Here is a 17132-nt window from a genome sequence, read left to right as displayed (position 1 = left end):
CCACAAAAACATATCTGTTTAGTCTTTGTTGCTGCGCTTGCGCTTCAGGTGATCGAGCTCGATCTTGCGCATACGCATGTTCTTTGGAGTTACCTCTACGTACTCGTCCTCACGGATATACTCCAGGCACTCCTCAAGACTCATCACGGTCTTAGGAATGACGCGAGCCTTATCGTCAGAACCGGAAGCACGCACGTTGGTAAGCTGCTTAGCCTTGGTTACGTTGACTACCAGGTCGTTGTCGTGAACATGTTCACCTACAACCTCGCCTCCGTAAACCTCCTCACCCGGGTCGATGAAGAACTTACCGCGATCCTGCAGCTTATCGATGGCGTAAGCAAAGGCAGTACCGGTTTCGAGCGCAATCATGCTACCGTTAGAACGGCGGCTGATTTCACCCTTGTATGGCTGATACTCCTTGAAGCGGTGAGCCATGATAGCCTCGCCCTGAGAAGCGGTAAGCACGTTGGTACGCAGACCGATGATACCACGTGATGGGATATCGAACTCGATGTCTACACGCTCGCCCATGTTCAGCATTGAGGTCATATCACCCTTGCGGCGGGTTACCATATCAATCATCTTAGAAGCAAACTCCTCTGGTACGTTGATGGTCAACTCCTCTACAGGCTCGCACTTCACACCGTCAATCTCCTTGTAGATAACCTGAGGCTGACCTACCTGGAGCTCATAGCCCTCGCGGCGCATGGTCTCGATGAGTACAGAGAGATGGAGCACACCACGGCCTGATACAATCCACTTATCGGTAGAATCCTCGTAAGGCTGTACGCGGAGAGCGAGGTTCTTCTCGAGCTCCTTGTTCAAGCGCTCCTGGATGTGGCGTGATGTACAGAACTTGCCTTCCTTACCGAAGAATGGTGAATCGTTGATGGTGAAGAGCATACTCATGGTAGGCTCATCGACAGCGATTGGAGGCAGTGGCTCAGGATTCTCGAAGTCGCAGATGGTATCACCAATCTCAAACTTCTCCAAGCCGACAACGGCACAGATATCGCCTGAATCTACATGATCGGTCTTCTTATGACCCATACCCTCGAAGGTGTGGAGCTCCTTGATCTTGGTCTTCTCCTGGGTTCCGTCGCGGTGGCAGATGGTAACGTTCATGCCGTCCTTCAATGTACCGCGGTGTACACGACCTACGGCGATACGACCTGTATAAGAGCTGTAATCGAGAGATGTGATAAGGAGCTGAGGAGTACCCTCGAGCTGCTTAGGAGCTGGGATAACCTCAATAATCTTATCGAGCAGATAATCGATATTGTCTGTTGGATGATTATAGTCCTCGCCCATCCAGCCGTTCTTGGCAGAACCGTAAACTACAGGGAAGTCGAGCTGGTCTTCTGTAGCATCGAGGTCGCACATCAGGTCGAACACCATCTCGTACACCTCTTCAGGGCGACAGTTAGGCTTATCTACCTTATTAACAACAACGATAGGCTTCAGTCCGAGCTGCAATGCCTTCTGGAGCACGAAACGGGTCTGAGGCATTGGACCCTCGAAAGCATCGACGAGGAGGAGGCATCCGTCTGCCATGTTGAGCACGCGCTCAACCTCACCACCGAAGTCAGAGTGTCCAGGAGTATCGAGGATATTAATCTTAGTACCTTTCCAGTTGATAGATACATTCTTTGAGAGAATGGTTATACCACGCTCGCGCTCCAAGTCGTTGGAATCGAGCACTTCGCCGCTGTTATCCTGGCCGTCGCGGAACAGCTTACCGGCGAGCATCATCTTGTCAACCAATGTAGTCTTACCATGGTCAACGTGTGCAATAACTGCAATGTTTCTAATGTCTTGCATTTTAATTTTTACCTTAAATACTTAAATTTGGGTGCAAAATTACAAAAAAATCCCGAAATGTTTGCATAATTCGGCAAAAAGTTGTATCTTTGCACCGCATTTTTAATGAAACCGCCGTGAGGAAGGTCATCAGATGCACAAAATTAAACATATTCATATTTTATTAAATTAAGTTTTTACAGCTATGTATTTAGACAAAGCAAAAAAAGAAGAGATCTTTAGCAAGTACGGAAAGTCTAACTCTGATACTGGTTCAGCTGAGAGCCAGATAGCATTGTTCTCATACCGTATTGCTCATTTGACGGAACATGTTAAGAAGAACCGTAAAGATTATACTACAACACGTGCGTTGACACAGCTTGTAGGAAAGCGTCGTGCATTGCTCGATTACTTGTATGATCGCGACATCAATCGCTATCGTGCTATCATCAAGGCCCTCGGTCTTCGTAAGTAATCAGCTTAGGCAGACACATTGCTTAACAGAACAGAATCCCATCGTTCGCAAGAGCGATGGGATTTTTCTTGCTTACTCATAAATAAAAAAAGAATATGATTCATTTCTTAGAACAGCACTTTGTAGAACTTGTAACCATAACCAGCATCATCTATCTGACGCTGGCAACCATCCTGTTGCTCTACCAGACACCTGATACGGCCGTTTACAAAACTTTCCGCAGATCTAAAAGACTGATGGCAGGCGGAATGATGCTCATCAGCCTGAATATATGGATCTGGATAGCTTCATTTACAGGAAGCTGGACGGAATATAACAACTGGGTTCCCTGTTTCGACATCATCCTCTTCTATCTGATGGGCATCTGCTTCAGCTTCTCGCTCAGCAGTCTGCTCGACCCTCATTATATCTCCCGGAAGCGCTGCAGGACGATAGCCGTAAAGTTCACAATGACGGCTTTCTTCGCCCTTATCGCCATGACAGATGCGCTGAAGGCATACCAGATACCCCTGCTGCTTATCGCCCTGATAGGACTGCTGGAGATGCTCATAGGGCATATCTACTACTTCAACAAGTGCTATCTGAGAAGCAACGCCCTCTTCGAAAACTACTTCTCGAACGAGAAGAGCCATTTCATCAGATGGCTCAAGGTGAGCCACTGGCTCTTCTACGGCATGCTGATACTGGGCGTGATATCCATCCGTACGGGTGCCCTGTTCAACTGGCTGGTGCAATTCTATGTGGTGGGCATGAACCTCTATATTCTGGTAAACATCATCAACTATGCCTCAGAATACGAGACGCTGATGAAGGCAGACTGCGATAAGACGGAAGAAGAAAAGAGCGGAGAAGCCAGTCCGAAGAAAGCCTACATCGAAACGCTGCGCCCTAGAGTAACGGAATGGATTCAGGAGAAATCGTATCTGAAGGACCAGTTCACGATAGATGATCTTGCCACCAGGCTGTATACCAACAAGACCTACCTCTCCTCCTTCATCAAGGAAGAATTCGGCATGAACTTCAGCAGTTGGATAGCGAGTCTGCGCCTGGAAGAAGCCAAGAAAATGATGAGCGAGCATCCTGATGCCAAGCTGAAGGATATCGCCTACAACGTAGGTTTCTCCTCGCTGCCCTACTTTTCGAGCGTCTTTGCCAAATCAGAAGGTGTTACGCCATCTGCCTGGATGAAAGAAATCAGCAGGAATAAAGAAAGATAAGAAACAGGAAACGGGCTGGGAGCGAAAAAGCTCCTAACCCGTTTTTGTATACTTACTAAAATTAAATTACTTAAGTATCTCCTTCAGCGGTTTCATCACGAATTCACGCTCCTCCATCAACGGATGGGGAACCTTGAAATCGGGCTCATCTATCACCAAGTCATCTATCATCAGGATATCAATGTCGATGATGCGGTCCTGGTATTCGCCATCCACCGACTTCATAGTGCGCCCCATTTCGCGCTCTATGCGCTGCGTAGCCTCCAGCACCTGGCGCGGAGCCATCGTGGTGAGAACCAGCACACAGGCATTGATGTAGTCGTTGGGCGATGAATAACCCCAAGGCTTGGTTTCGTAAAGAGCAGACTGGCGCTCTACCACACCAATCTGCTCTCCTATCTTTTCTATTACCTCGCGAATGTTGCGCTTTCGGTTGCCCAAATTCGTACCGAGACTTAAATATACCTGATACATACTTATTCACACTTTTATAAAATTGTGGATAACTAAGCTAAAACCCAGAATATCAACAACTTCTATGTACATATAAACTGTTTATACCACTGTTTAATCTGGAAGCATCAACAAAGAATCACCATAGCAGCCAAACATATAGCCATTCTTCACAGCCATCTTGTATGCCTCGTAAACCAGGTCGTAACCGCCAAAGGCTGCAGTACTCATCATCAGGGTTGACTCCGGATGATAGAAATTGGCTACGGCACAGTCAGCAAGACCGAAATCGTATGGAGGGAAGATGAACTTGTTGGTCCATCCATCGAAAGCCTTCATCATACCATCGGTACCTACAGCCGTTTCTGTTGCCTTCATCACACTGGTACCGATAGCGCAGACGCGATGGCCGGCAAGCTTGGTCTTGTTAACCAGATCGCATGCCTCCTGGCTAATCATCATCTGCTCAGAATCCATCTTGTGCTTGGTAAGGTCCTCCACCTCAATATCGTGGAAGTTGCCCAAACCGCAATGCAGGGTGATATAAGCCTCGTTGATACCGTTGATTTCCATACGCTTCATCAGCTCGCGTGAGAAGTGAAGACCTGTAGCAGGAGCAGTAACAGCACCCTCTACCTCAGCGAAAACACACTGGAAATCGTCCATATCATCCTCTGTAGCATGATGATCCTCACGGGCATCGATAACGTAGCGTGGGAGCGGAGCCTCGCCCAGAGCGAAGAGCGAACGCTTGAAGACATCATGACTGCCATCCTCATCATAGAGGAAACGGAGGGTACGGCCACGGCTGGTGGTATTGTCGATAACCTCGGCAACCATCTCGTTGACATCATCGAAGAAAAGCTTATTGCCGATACGGATCTTGCGGGCAGGCTCTACCAATACGTCCCAAAGACGCATCTCAGGATTGAGCTCGCGGAGCAGGAACACCTCTATCTTGGCATCGGTCTTCTCCTTGGTACCGTAAAGACGGGCTGGGAAAACCTTGGTATTATTGAAGATGAAGGTATCGCCCTCTTCGAAGTAATTCACGATATCCTTGAACTGCAGGAATACTGGATTGCCATCGGCATCAACCATATCCTTGCCGTTTTCATCTTTCTTGTACATCTCGATGGTTTCACTCTTCTTGTGGAGAACCATGAGTCGGGACTCGTCGCGGCGAGTAATCTCGAATGTACGTTCACCACTAGCCGTTTTTACCACGTGCTTTGCCTTATGTGGATAAAGTGCCACCTGATCTTTTGGCAACTTAAAGTTAAATTGTGATAGCTTCATGTTATATTATTTATTACTTGGATGACTGAAGGCTGTCTTCGAGAGGCTGCTCATCAAGCCATTCCTGGAAATGTTCAAAACTGATGCAGTTTTCTACTGCGAAACTTCCTGCCTTGGTACGGCGGAGGGCGGTAAGATAGGCACCGCTATCCAGAGCTCTGCCGATATCACGGGCGAGGGACCGGATATAGGTTCCTTTGCCACAAACCACACGGATGCTGGCGGTCTTCTGCTCATCGTTATAATCGGTGAGTTCTATCTCGTCTACGCGCACGGTCTTCGGTTTGAGCTGTACCTCCTCGCCTGCGCGGCGCAAGGCATAAGCGCGGTCGCCATTCACCTTTACGGCGCTGTAGGTAGGCGGAACCTGCTGAATCTCGCCCACAAACTGTTTGAGCGTTTCCTCCACCAGCTGGCGGGTGATATGCTCCGTAGGATAGGTGTGATTCACGCTGTGTTCCATATCATAGCTGGCGGTGGTAGCACCGAGCTGCAGGGTAGCTGTATACTCCTTGGTATGGGTCTGCAGCTGTTCTATCTGCTTGGTACATTTGCCGGTGCAGAGCACCAGCACGCCAGTAGCAAGGGGATCGAGCGTACCGGCATGTCCTATCTTCACCTTAAAACCGAGCTTCTTGCTGAGCAGATAGCGCACATGCGCCAGGGCTCCGAAACTCGACATGCGATAAGGCTTGTCGATGGCAATAATTTCTCCTTTTCTGAAATCCATATTTTATGTTTAGTCAACCATCTGCATATCTACACCGCAAAGGCTGCAGATGATAATGATAAGTCCTACTACGATACGGTACCAGCCGAAAGCTGCAAAACCGTACTTGGTGACATAATTGATGAAAAACTTGATGGCGAGAATGGCAACGATGAATGCTACCACTGAGCCTAATATCAATGTGAACAGGTTGTTGCCCTGGGTGAGCAATGAGCCGCCGCCATGGCTGATGAGCTTATAAACCTCGAGACAGGTGGCGCCAAACATGGTTGGCACTGCCAGGAAGAATGAGAACTCGGCTGCTGCCTTGCGGGTAAGACGCTGGGACATACCACCTACGATGGTTGACATGGAGCGCGATACACCAGGAATCATCGCTATACACTGGATGAAACCGATAATCAGGGCACGCTTGTAAGTAAGCTTGGTCTGTTCGCTGCCTTTATTGAATATCTTATCGCAGAAGAGCATGAAAATACCGCCGATGACAAGCATCCAGCCCACCAGCTGTACATTGCCAAGGTTTGACTCGATGAAATCATTGAAGGCAAGACCCAACACCACGGCAGGCACGGTACCTACAACCAGACGGGCATAGAAATCGAACATCGCCTTCAAATAGGTCTTCTCACCGGTCTTCACAGCCTCTGGATAGAAGAATCTCTTCCAATACAGACAGATGACAGAAAGGATGGCGCCAAACTGGATGATGACAGTAAAGGCGTTGACAAACTTATCCTGGATATCTACACCCAGCAAATTTTCTGCTATAATCATGTGGCCCGTACTGGATACAGGCAAGAACTCGGTCAGTCCCTCTACGATAGAGATAATGATAGTCTGAATAAAATCCATCTAATACTAATAATAATATGTATATTAATTATAAATTATTCATTGTCTTTCGGCTTGTGTATCACCGCATAGATGATTGAAAGGAAACCTATCAATGTTACGGTTGGTGCTACAACGATACGACGAGTGCTGAAAATATCAGTATCGAAGGTATGCTCGTTAGAACCGGCACCACTCATCAGCAGAAAACCGATGATGACAATCGCCATTCCGATGCCTAACAAGATAAAGTTCATCTTGTCGAATGCTAAATTCTTCTTATCCATTTTTTTAATGTTGAATGTTGAGTGTTGAATGTTGAATGTTGAATGTTGATAGCAAGATTGCTATAAACTATTAACTTTTAACTATTAACTAAATCTTATAAAGGTCTCCTGCCTTCATCTTCAGGAACTTATTGACTGAGATGCAGGCGCAGAAGGCGGTGATGATGAGTCCGAAGAGGAAGACCGAACCACCGGTGATGGCAAGTTCCTGCCAACCCAGGACGTTCATCAGTTCAGGTTCGTGGAGGGACCATGCATAGAGACTACCGCCCAGGAAACCGTCTGCCAGCAGGGCTGAAACAACGCCCACAAGCATTGCCTTGCGAAGGAACGGACGGCGGATAAAGCCCCAGGATGCACCTACCAGCTTCATCGTATGGATGGAGAAGCGGCGGGCATAGATGCCCAGACGAACCGTATTATTGATCAGCGAGAACGAGATAAAGGTAAGCAAGGCGGCAACAATCAGCAATCCGATACTGATCTTTGCCAACGAATTGTTCACCTGCTCTATCAGGTCGTGCTGATAAGTAACCTCAGTAACACGTGGGTATGCCTTCAGTTCCTTGGCAATCCACTTCAGAGAATCATTATTCGCGTAATCAGCCTTCGTCGTAATCTCTATGGAAGGCTGGAAAGGGTTGACACCGGCAAACTCGCTCGGGTTGGTGCCCAAATCACGGGTAGCCTCTTTCAGTGCCTCTTCCTTGGTGATATAAGTCAGCGTATTGACGTAAGGTCTTGCATTCAGACGCTTGCACATCTGCAATCCCTCCGGATTAGTCATATCCTGTTCGAGCATCACCTGCACCACGAGATTCTCCTTCACATAGGAAGAGAGATTGCGTCCCATGAGGACAGAGAAGATAACCAATCCCAACAAAATGAGCACCATAGCGGTACTGATACACAAAGTAATGACCTGCAATCCACGATGATTGCTAGGCTTATATTGTTTCTTTCTCATTTTAAAAACCTTTACTAACTTAAATCTAAAAGGGCACAATGACCCAAATTGTCTGCAAAGATACGCATAAACGAAGAGATTACAAAATAAAATTGCATTTATTTACATTTATTCAATTAATTAATGGGAGAAAGCAAATGAAAGAACAGGAGAAAGAATCTGATAAACCCGAGATAAAAACTATGAAAACCTAAATGTATTTGTTGATTGAACTAGCAGAAATCTTCGTTCATAGACATTGAACGGACATTCAAAACTTATGAACGGACATTCAAAGTCTATGAACGGACATTCAAAGTCTATGAACAGAGATTTCAACCAGATAAAGCAACTGTTCTTATCAGATTATCTCCATTATCCAATTAAGTAGAGAAGCAAAAAGGGCCAACCTCACGGCCAGCCCTTCACATAATAAGTAAAATTCAAATAGGTATGACTTGAATTTACTAAATGAAAATTTACTATTCGGGATGGTAAATCCCTTTATGTACATTCATTACATCTTAGTGATGACACCCTTCTCTGAACTCTCCAGGAACTGGATGATGTTCTGAATCTCCGGTCCATCTGGCACCTGATCCTTGATCTGGTTGATGGCATCGAAGAGGGATGTCTGACCATGGAATACCAAACGGTAGGCATTCGCAATGTGCTTGCGAACCTTCTCGGTAAGCTCGGCTGCTTCCATGATGATGGTGTTAGGACCTGCATACTTCACAGGCTTTCCACCGGCAATGATATAAGGAGGAATATCCTTAGAGAAGGTAGTACCTGCCTGAATCATCGCCAAGTCGCCTACTCTAGTCTTGGCGTTCTCTACTACAGATGTTGAGTAGATGACACCGTTACCAATCACGCAGTCGCCTGCAATCTTGGTACCATAACCGAATACGCAACCATCTCCGATTACGGTATCGTGAGAGATATGGGCACCTTCCATCAGGAAGTTGTTGTTGCCCAGAATGGTCTTGCCGCCCTTATGGGTACCACGGTTGATAACCACGTTCTCACGGATGGTATTGTTATCGCCGATTACTACCTCACTCTCCTCACCTGTAAAGTGGAAGTCCTGTGGGAGCGCAGCGATAACGGCTGCCTGAAACACCTTATTATTATTACCCATGCGAGTACCGTTCATGATGCTCACGAATGGATAGATGGTACAGTTGTCGCCGATGACCACATCGTCCTCAATATAGGCGAATGGATATATCTTGCAGTTGTCTCCAATCTTAGCCTTTGGAGAAACCTCTGCCTTTGGACTTATTATACTAGCCATAACTATAAACTATTAATTATTAACTATAAACTACTTAGCTCCTCCACCCAATGCATAGTAGAGATTTACTACTGCCTGCATCTTGTTGAAGTCATCAGCTACCTTAGAAAGCTGTACATTGAGGAGTGAAGACTGTGCCTGGATGATTTCAAGGTAAGAGCTGCCTGCAATACCCATCAATTCCTTGGTAGATTCTACATTCTTCTCGAGTACATCGATTCGCTTCTGCTCTATCTTGCTCTTCTCATCAGAGTAGTTGTAGAGAACAAGCGCATTGCTCACCTCGCTACCAGCCTTCAGCACGGTATTCTGCCAGGTATTGTAAGCCTGCTCATACTGCATCTTAGCCACCTTCAGACCAGCGATGATTCGGCCGTTCTGGAAGATTGGCTGAGTAAGAGAACCTACAGCTGAGAGCAACCACTTGCCAGGGTTCACGATGCCCATACCACCTGAATTGGTGAAGGCACCTGTACCAGAGATGGTGATAGATGGATAGAACTTGCTGCGGGCGGTCTCTACGCCATAGAAGCACTGGGCAAGATTCATCTCGGCAGCGTGGACATCGGCACGGTTGTTGAGCAACTGGATGCCTACACCTGTTGAGAAATTAGATGGAAGACTTTGGTTATCCAACTTGCCACGGGCGATGCTATGTGCCTGGTCGCCGATGAGAAGACTCAGAGAGTTCTCTGTCTCACGAATCTGGCGCAACAGATCGGTCTTCTGGGTCAATACTGAATAGTAGTTTGACTCAGCTGACTGGATGGCTGGTGTACGGTAACCCATCTTGAGATCATGCATCTTCTGCATCGTCTCCCAAGTTTCCTTGGTCAGACCTTCCATATTGTTAACCAGCTCCACCTGCTTGTCGAGCATCAGCAATGTATAATACATATTGGCGATGTTGGCGATGAGGTTGGTCTTGACAGATACCTGATAGTCCTGCAACTGGAGCAGCGCCATCTGGGCACTGCGCTTCTGAGAGAGCAGATTGCCGAAGAGGTCTACCATCCAGCTGGCTGTAACAGGCATCGTGTAAGTCTTGGTAGCAGCGTTGCCGTCCCATGAAGCGATGGTTCCCTGAGGAGTGAAAGCCAGAGAAGGCACGAAAGCCAACTTGGCACACTTCAACTGCTCTTCAGCCATCTTCACGTTCAAAGCCGCATTGAGGAGGTTGACATTGTTTTCCAATCCCTTCTCGATGAGCGACTGAAGCTGAGGGTCGGTAAAGACACTGCGCCAAGGGATATTGGCGAAGGTAGTAGTATCCTTTACAGCCAAAGTATCTGTATCAGAAGCTACATCGCGAACGATGCCGCTGGTCTTCACATCCGGACGCTCATACTTTCCGTAGAGAGTCTTGCAGCTGCTCAGAGAGAGCGCTGCGAGACCCAATATGATGATATTTAAATTCTTTTTCATTGTTTCCTTTGAAGTTACATTGCGTTATTACTTCTTCTCGATACCCTTCATTTCGTGAGCGGCGTTGGCATACTGCTCCAATTCGGCAGCTACCTCCTCGTTCATCTCGTCCTCGAACTTCATTGGGGTCAACTTCTCCTGCAACCACTGGAAGACTGCGAAGAGAGCAGGAACCACGAAGATCTGACAGATAGTACCAATCAACATACCACCTACTGCGGCAGCACCCAGGGTCTGGTTACCATTCTTACCTACACCAGATGCGAACATCAGAGGCAACAGACCGATAACCATCGCCAGAGAGGTCATCAGGATAGGACGGAGACGGGCACCGGCACCTAAGATAGCAGAGTACTTGATAGCCATACCCGTACGACGACGCTCGAGGGCGAACTGTACGATAAGGATGGCGTTCTTTGCCAACAGACCGATCAACATAATCAACGAAATCTGCATGTAGATATCGTTAGAGTGGCCAAAGATATTGGTGAAGATGAACGAACCTGCCAAACCGAATGGGATAGACAATACTACAGACAATGGCAAGATGTAACTCTCGTACTGGGCACTCAAGATGAGGTAAACGAATACGATACAGAGTGCGAAAATCAAACCTGTAGAGTTGCTGGATTCAGCCTCAGAACGGGTCAAACCAGAGTACTCATAACCATAGCCTTCTGGCAATGTCTGCTTGGCAACCTCAGCAATCGCCTTCATACCGTCACCGGTAGAGTAACCGCTGTTAGGCGTTACAGATACATCCATAGAGGTAAACAGGTTGAAACGTGTGATGTTAGATGGACCATAAACCTTCTTCAAGTTCACGAACTCGCTTACTGGAGACATGGTGCCATCAGCACAACGAACGTAAATCTTACTCAGATCATCTGGACGCATACGGCTCTCAGGACCAGCCTGAATCATCACACGGTAGAGCTTACCGTAGGCATTGAAGTTAGATGCGTAGAGACCACCGAGGTAACCCTGCATGACAGACAATACTGAAGATGGAGAGATACCAGCCTGCTTGGTCTTGGCTACATCTACATCTACCATATACTGAGGATAGTTAGGGTTGTACTGAGTCTGAGCGGTCTGAATCTCAGGACGCTTGTTCAACTCAGCCAGGAACTTCTTCACATTGTCATAGAACTTGTTCAAGTCACCACCAGTCTTATCCTGCATAGTCATGGTGATACCATTCTGTACAGAGAAACCAGAAATCATAGGTGGAGCGAAGGCAAGAACCTGTGCATCCTTGATGGCAGCAGTCTGCTTGTAAATCATACCCAACACAGAAGTGTATTCCATTGGGTTGACAAACAATGCCTCAATACCGCCACCGGTACAAGCCTCCTTGATACGGTGGAAGAATCCACCCGGACGCTCCTCGAATGGCTTCAGCTTCACGATGATGGTACCCTGGTTAGAACCGGCACCGCCGATAAAGCTATAACCCATGATGGCGTTACGGGTTGCGATGGCTGGGTTGTTAGCCAGCATCTTATCTACCTGCTTAACCACCTCGGCAGTGCGTTCCTGAGAAGTACCAGGAGCTGTAGAGATACAAGCGAAGATAGTACCGGTATCCTCATCAGGCACCAGACCCGTCTTGGTAGTACCCATCAGGGCAACCAGACCTACGATGCTGACAGCCACGAGGCTACCAGCGATGATGCCATGATTGATAACCCACTTGACACCACCTTTATATTTATTGGTAATCTTATCAAACTGATAGTTGAATCCAGCGTGGAATCGGTCGATGAAAGACGTCTTCTTCTCGTGACCCTCCTCGTGTGGCTTCAGCAACACGGCACAGAGTGCAGGAGACAAAGTCAACGCATTGATAGCCGAAATAACGATAGATACCGCCATGGTTACACCGAACTCACGGTAGAAGTAACCGGAAGTACCACCGATGAATGATACAGGAACGAACACGGCAGACATCACCAATGTAATAGAGATGATGGCGCTGGAAATTTCGTTCATCGCATCGATAGATGCAGTAAGAGCACTCTTATAACCCTGGTCGAGCTTGGCGTGAACCGCCTCGACCACCACGATGGCATCATCGACCACAATCGCGATAGCCAGCAGTAGGGCGGACAGCGTAAGCAGGTTGATGGAGAATCCGAAGATCCAGAGGAAGAGGAACGTACCGACCAGAGCCACAGGCACAGCAATCATAGGAATCAGCGTAGAACGGAAGTCCTGCAAGAAGATATACACTACGATGAACACCAGTACCAGGGTGATGATCAGGGTGAAGATAACCTCCTCGATAGATGCGAACAAGAACTCGGTAACATCCATCAGGATGACATTCTTCAACCCAGGAGGATAGCTCTTCTCCAGTTCATCCAACGTCTTCTTTACATCGCTTGCAATCTGGGTAGCGTTGGATCCGGCAATCTGCTGAACCATACCCATCACGGCAGGCTGACCATCATTGAGCAGGTTTACATTGTACTGCAAACCACCCAACTCAATCTTGGCAACTTCGCCCAAACGGAGCGTCTGACCGGAAGTATTACTCTTGATAAGAATGTTCTCATACTCCAATGGAGTCTTCAAACGACCCTTGTAACGCAAGGTATATTCATACTGCATATCAGTGCTCTCACCAAAGCTACCAGGGGCAGCCTCGATATTCTGCTCTGCCAAAGCCTGAGAAATATCAGAAGGAACCAGTCCGAACTCCTTCATCTTCTCTGGCTTCAACCAGATACGCATAGAGTAGTTACGGGTAGAAGGGCTCTGTACATCACCCACACCATTGATACGCTTCAACTGAGGAATGACGTTGATCAGGGCGTAGTTGGTAACAAACTGGTCGTCGTAACGGCCGTCGTCTGTGGTCAGAGCGAACATCATGACGTTAGAACTCTGACGCTTGGTTACGGTGACACCCACCCTGGTAACCTCGGCTGGCAACAGAGACTGCGCCTGAGATACACGGTTCTGTACATTGACCGCAGCCATATCTGGGTCAGAGCCCTGCTTGAAGTAAACGGTGATGCTGGCATAACCAGAGTTAGACGCAGAAGAGGTCATGTAGGTCATGTTCTCCACACCGTTGATACTCTCCTCCAGAGGAGCGATGACAGAGTTCAACACCGTCTGGGCATCAGCACCCTGATAGGTAGTAGATACCGAGATGGTAGGCGGCGCGATATTCGGATACTGCTCGATAGGCAGCGATACCAAGCCGATAATACCCAGCAAAACGAAGAAGATGGAAACCACCGTCGAAAGTACTGGGCGCTTTATAAAGTTTGTAAATGACATAATTTACTATTTTTCTTTATACCTTAATATATATTACTTCTTGCCGCCCATAGCAGTAGCAAATGCGTGAGCATTGTCCTGAGACTCACTCAACTTGGCAGCCTCTGCAATCTTCTGGTTGTAACGTTCCAGAGTGATAGGCTTGATCTGCTGACCATCGGTCAACTTAGTGATACCCTTCAATACGATGCGGTCGCCTACATGGAGACCAGAAGTTACGATATAGTTCTTGCCATCATCCTGTGGATTTACCTTGATCTCAGAATACTTCACCTTGTTATCCTTGGTTACGATATAAACGAAGATCTTATCCTGCACCTGAGAGCAAGCCTCCTGAGGAATGACGATAGCACTGTTCTGATCGTTAGGAACCACGATAGAACCTGCACCACCACTCTTCAGCAACTTCTCTGGGTTAGCGAAGTGAGCGATGAGAGAGATAGAACCGGAAGTAGCATCGATGACACCACTCATCTTAACCACCTTACCCGGGTGATTATAGATAGAACCGTCTGCCAACTGCAACTTGACAGCTGGGAACGCTGCGATGGCTGCCTGAATGCTACCATTGGTCTTAGACATGCTCAGAATCTGAGACTCAGAGAGTGAGAAGAATACCTCCATAGTGCTGATATTGGAAACGGTAGTAAGAGCCTGACCAGAAGCACTTACCAGAGCACCTACCTTGAAAGGAAGACTACCTACTACACCAGCAGAAGGACTGGTAACGGTACACCAAGCCAACTGCTCGCGAGCTGAAGCCAATGCTGCCTCTGCCTGAGCTACCTGAGCCTTAGCTGTTGCATAGCTGTTAGCTGCTGTAGAGAGTTCGTATTCACCGATAATCTTGCTATCATACAACTTCTTGTTGTTCTGATAAGTCAACTTAGCTGTATTTGCCTGTGCCTTAGCTGTATTTACAGCAGCAGCAGCAGAACGGACAGCAGCCTGATAGGTCTCGCTATCAATAGAGAACAAAGCCTGACCTGCTGAAACAGTCTGTCCCTCGTGTACAAAAACCTTAGTGATAAAACCAGAAACCTTAGGACGTACCTCTACATCCTGGATACCCTTGATGGTAGCAGGATAGGTAGTCTGCAATGCGGCGCTGGAAGTACCGATAGTAGCCACAGCGAACTCATCGTCGCCGAAGTTAGGCAGACCGCCCTTCTTACTTCCACCACATGATGTCAACGCAGCAAGAACACAAACTGCTGCAACAAACAAAACGCTTTTAATTTTCATACCTATTTTTATATTATAAATTTATTATTTAATCTTTTATCTTCTCTTATTCAAAAGTTCTTTCCGTCCTCTAACGAAAACTTTTGTATGCCTTTAAGTTTTAAAAGCGCTGCAAAAGTACTAATAATAAATGAATAACGGCTCGCAAGGAGCCGTTATTTAACAAAAATTATTCTCTATTTTGAGTTTTCTGCATTTACCAATCCCATCTCCTGAGCCTTCTTCATCAGAAGTTCCATCAACGGTTCACGCTCATTAGCCACCTTATTATCCAATACAGCATCCTTGAGATACTGCTTCAGGGTGCCTACCTCGCGGCAAGGGGTAAGATGGAACATCTCCATAATTTCATTACCATCGATGCATGGCTGGAGAAGTCGCTTATAATCACGTTCCTGCAGATCGACCAGTTTCTCGCGCACCATCTTGAAATTATCCAGGAAGCGCTGCTTGCGTACCTGGTTCTTGCTGGTGATATCAGCCTCGCAGAGCGTCATCAGGTCGTTGATGTCATCACCGGCATCATTCAGCAGACGGCGAACGGCACTGTCTGTAACCTCCTCATCAGCAATCACAATCGGACGCATGTGGAGTTCTACCAGCTTCTGCACATATTTCATCTTCGCATCCATCGGAAGTTTCATACGGCGGAAGATACCTGGAATCATCTTTGCACCTATTATATTATGGCTGTGGAATGTCCAGCCGATGTTGTTATCCCAGCGCTTGCTCTTCGGTTTGCCGATATCGTGGAAGAGAGCAGCCCAGCGGAGCCAGAGGTTATCAGAATGCTTGCAGACATTCTCGAGCACCTCCATCGTATGGTCGTAATTATTCTTATGAGCCCTGCCGTTTCGCGTTTCTACCTTGTCCATCGCCACCAGTTCTGGCAGAATGAGATCGAGCAAACCTGTATCTTTCAGGTAATAGAAACCGCAGCTTGGGTGCTTGGAGAGCATAATCTTGTTCATCTCGTCGCAGATGCGCTCAGCACTGATAATCTTCAGGCGCTCAGCATTACGTGAGAGCGCATCATAGGTCTCCTCCTCAATCTGGAAATTGAGTTGGGTAGCGAAACGCACACAACGCATCATACGCAGCGGGTCGTCAGAAAAAGTGATATCCGGGTCGAGCGGAGTGGCAATAATGCCATCTTCCATATCGTAGACACCATCAAAAGGATCTACGAGTTCTCCAAAACGGTCTTTGTTCAGGCAGATAGCCATCGCATTGATGGTGAAGTCGCGGCGGTTCTGGTCATCCTCCAGCGTTCCATCTTCCACAATAGGCTTTCTGGAATCGCGCTGATAGCTCTCCTTACGGGCGCCGACAAACTCCACTTCAGTATCCTGATATTTCACTTGTGCAGTTCCGAAATTACGGAACACAGAGAGATGCGCCTTTCTTCCGAGCATCTTCTTCAAGGCAGAAGCTACCTCTATACCGCTACCAACCACAACGACATCAATATCATTGGAAGGTCGCTCCAGGAAGAGGTCACGCACATATCCACCTACTACATAACACTCCACAGACAGCCCATCTGCTGCCTCTGAAATCTTATGAAATATATCCTTATCCAGTATCTGTGCCAGTTCGGCATTGGTCAAATTTCTCATACTCTTTTTACTTTCGGGGTGCAAAGTTACTGCAAATCGAAGACAATACAAAATAAAAAAAGATTTTTTTTGTTTTTATTGTTGAGATGCAGCGTAACTTATCAAAAGTTACTGCAAATCGAGCGAAAAACAAAATAAATCGCGATTTATTTTTTCTTCCGAGTGCAGCGTAACTTATCAAAAGTTACTGCAATTTAAGCGAAAAACA

General features: G+C 47.1%; 14 protein-coding genes. 2 read left to right on the top strand and 12 right to left on the bottom strand.

Features of this window, described 5'->3' with window-relative positions:
* Positions 1-18 precede the first annotated feature (18 nt).
* Entirely contained in the window at positions 19-1821 is a 1803-nt protein-coding gene (gene typA, locus KUA48_RS11835; RefSeq protein WP_022122064.1) for a translational GTPase TypA, read from the bottom strand.
* Between the two features lie 184 nt (positions 1822-2005).
* Here typA and rpsO point away from each other — a divergent pair, with 184 nt between their 5' ends.
* The gene (gene rpsO, locus KUA48_RS11830) at positions 2006-2275 is read left to right on the top strand and encodes a 30S ribosomal protein S15 (protein WP_022122065.1); all 270 of its coding nucleotides are present in this window, start codon (positions 2006-2008) and stop codon (positions 2273-2275) included.
* Between the two features lie 95 nt (positions 2276-2370).
* Positions 2371-3492: a helix-turn-helix transcriptional regulator gene (locus tag KUA48_RS11825; protein WP_218432898.1), complete on the top strand. Its 1122-nt coding sequence runs from the start codon at positions 2371-2373 to the stop codon at positions 3490-3492.
* Positions 3493-3558: 66 nt separating this feature from the next.
* On the opposite strand, the gene folK is transcribed toward KUA48_RS11825, so the two are convergent.
* The 11 genes from folK to KUA48_RS11770 form a co-directional block, all read right to left on the bottom strand.
* Positions 3559-3966, bottom strand: coding sequence for a 2-amino-4-hydroxy-6-hydroxymethyldihydropteridine diphosphokinase (gene folK, locus KUA48_RS11820; RefSeq protein WP_022122067.1), 408 nt, complete (start codon positions 3964-3966; stop codon positions 3559-3561).
* A gap of 93 nt (positions 3967-4059) precedes the next feature.
* Complete coding sequence (gene queA, locus KUA48_RS11815; RefSeq protein WP_218432897.1) at positions 4060-5244, bottom strand: tRNA preQ1(34) S-adenosylmethionine ribosyltransferase-isomerase QueA; 1185 nt, start codon at positions 5242-5244, stop codon at positions 4060-4062.
* A 13-nt stretch (positions 5245-5257) separates the two neighbouring features.
* Positions 5258-5974, bottom strand: a complete 717-nt coding sequence (gene truB, locus KUA48_RS11810) for a tRNA pseudouridine(55) synthase TruB (RefSeq protein ID WP_218432896.1) — start codon at positions 5972-5974, stop codon at positions 5258-5260.
* A gap of 9 nt (positions 5975-5983) precedes the next feature.
* Complete coding sequence (locus KUA48_RS11805) at positions 5984-6829, bottom strand: undecaprenyl-diphosphate phosphatase (RefSeq protein WP_218432895.1); 846 nt, start codon at positions 6827-6829, stop codon at positions 5984-5986.
* A 35-nt stretch (positions 6830-6864) separates the two neighbouring features.
* Entirely contained in the window at positions 6865-7095 is a 231-nt protein-coding gene (locus KUA48_RS11800; RefSeq protein ID WP_218432894.1) for a DUF3098 domain-containing protein, read from the bottom strand.
* An 88-nt stretch (positions 7096-7183) separates the two neighbouring features.
* Positions 7184-8062 carry an ABC transporter permease gene (locus KUA48_RS11795; RefSeq protein ID WP_218432893.1) on the bottom strand — a complete coding sequence of 293 codons (879 nt, stop codon included), beginning with the start codon at positions 8060-8062 and terminating at the stop codon, positions 7184-7186.
* A gap of 496 nt (positions 8063-8558) precedes the next feature.
* Positions 8559-9341, bottom strand: a complete 783-nt coding sequence (gene lpxA / locus KUA48_RS11790) for an acyl-ACP--UDP-N-acetylglucosamine O-acyltransferase (RefSeq protein WP_218432892.1) — start codon at positions 9339-9341, stop codon at positions 8559-8561.
* Positions 9342-9371: 30 nt separating this feature from the next.
* Positions 9372-10766, bottom strand: coding sequence for an efflux transporter outer membrane subunit (locus KUA48_RS11785; RefSeq protein ID WP_218432889.1), 1395 nt, complete (start codon positions 10764-10766; stop codon positions 9372-9374).
* Positions 10767-10793: 27 nt separating this feature from the next.
* Positions 10794-14060, bottom strand: coding sequence for an efflux RND transporter permease subunit (locus KUA48_RS11780; protein WP_218432888.1), 3267 nt, complete (start codon positions 14058-14060; stop codon positions 10794-10796).
* A gap of 33 nt (positions 14061-14093) precedes the next feature.
* Positions 14094-15305 (bottom strand): efflux RND transporter periplasmic adaptor subunit, encoded by a 1212-nt coding sequence (locus KUA48_RS11775; RefSeq protein WP_218432887.1) that lies wholly within the window; start codon positions 15303-15305, stop codon positions 14094-14096.
* Between the two features lie 176 nt (positions 15306-15481).
* Positions 15482-16924, bottom strand: a complete 1443-nt coding sequence (locus KUA48_RS11770; protein WP_117727313.1) for a CCA tRNA nucleotidyltransferase — start codon at positions 16922-16924, stop codon at positions 15482-15484.
* Between the last annotated feature and the right edge of the window lie 208 nt (positions 16925-17132).

The sequence above is a fragment of the Segatella copri genome (assembly GCF_019249795.2).
Classification (GTDB): Bacteria; Bacteroidota; Bacteroidia; order Bacteroidales; family Bacteroidaceae; genus Prevotella; species Prevotella copri_B.
Note: the sequence above shows the minus strand (reverse complement) of the source record. Positions and strands in the feature narration are given on the sequence as shown.

Bases quoted from the DNA above. Each gene is read 5' to 3' on its own strand.
- typA (WP_022122064.1), bottom strand. From the start codon at position 1,821: ATGCAAGACATTAGAAACATTGCAGTTATTGCACACGTTGACCATGGT.
- rpsO (WP_022122065.1), top strand. From the start codon at position 2,006: ATGTATTTAGACAAAGCAAAAAAAGAAGAGATCTTTAGCAAGTACGGA.
- KUA48_RS11825 (WP_218432898.1), top strand. From the start codon at position 2,371: ATGATTCATTTCTTAGAACAGCACTTTGTAGAACTTGTAACCATAACC.
- folK (WP_022122067.1), bottom strand. From the start codon at position 3,966: ATGTATCAGGTATATTTAAGTCTCGGTACGAATTTGGGCAACCGAAAG.
- queA (WP_218432897.1), bottom strand. From the start codon at position 5,244: ATGAAGCTATCACAATTTAACTTTAAGTTGCCAAAAGATCAGGTGGCA.
- truB (WP_218432896.1), bottom strand. From the start codon at position 5,974: ATGGATTTCAGAAAAGGAGAAATTATTGCCATCGACAAGCCTTATCGC.
- KUA48_RS11805 (WP_218432895.1), bottom strand. From the start codon at position 6,829: ATGGATTTTATTCAGACTATCATTATCTCTATCGTAGAGGGACTGACC.
- KUA48_RS11800 (WP_218432894.1), bottom strand. From the start codon at position 7,095: ATGGATAAGAAGAATTTAGCATTCGACAAGATGAACTTTATCTTGTTA.
- KUA48_RS11795 (WP_218432893.1), bottom strand. From the start codon at position 8,062: ATGAGAAAGAAACAATATAAGCCTAGCAATCATCGTGGATTGCAGGTC.
- lpxA (WP_218432892.1), bottom strand. From the start codon at position 9,341: ATGGCTAGTATAATAAGTCCAAAGGCAGAGGTTTCTCCAAAGGCTAAG.
- KUA48_RS11785 (WP_218432889.1), bottom strand. From the start codon at position 10,766: ATGAAAAAGAATTTAAATATCATCATATTGGGTCTCGCAGCGCTCTCT.
- KUA48_RS11780 (WP_218432888.1), bottom strand. From the start codon at position 14,060: ATGTCATTTACAAACTTTATAAAGCGCCCAGTACTTTCGACGGTGGTT.
- KUA48_RS11775 (WP_218432887.1), bottom strand. From the start codon at position 15,305: ATGAAAATTAAAAGCGTTTTGTTTGTTGCAGCAGTTTGTGTTCTTGCT.
- KUA48_RS11770 (WP_117727313.1), bottom strand. From the start codon at position 16,924: ATGAGAAATTTGACCAATGCCGAACTGGCACAGATACTGGATAAGGAT.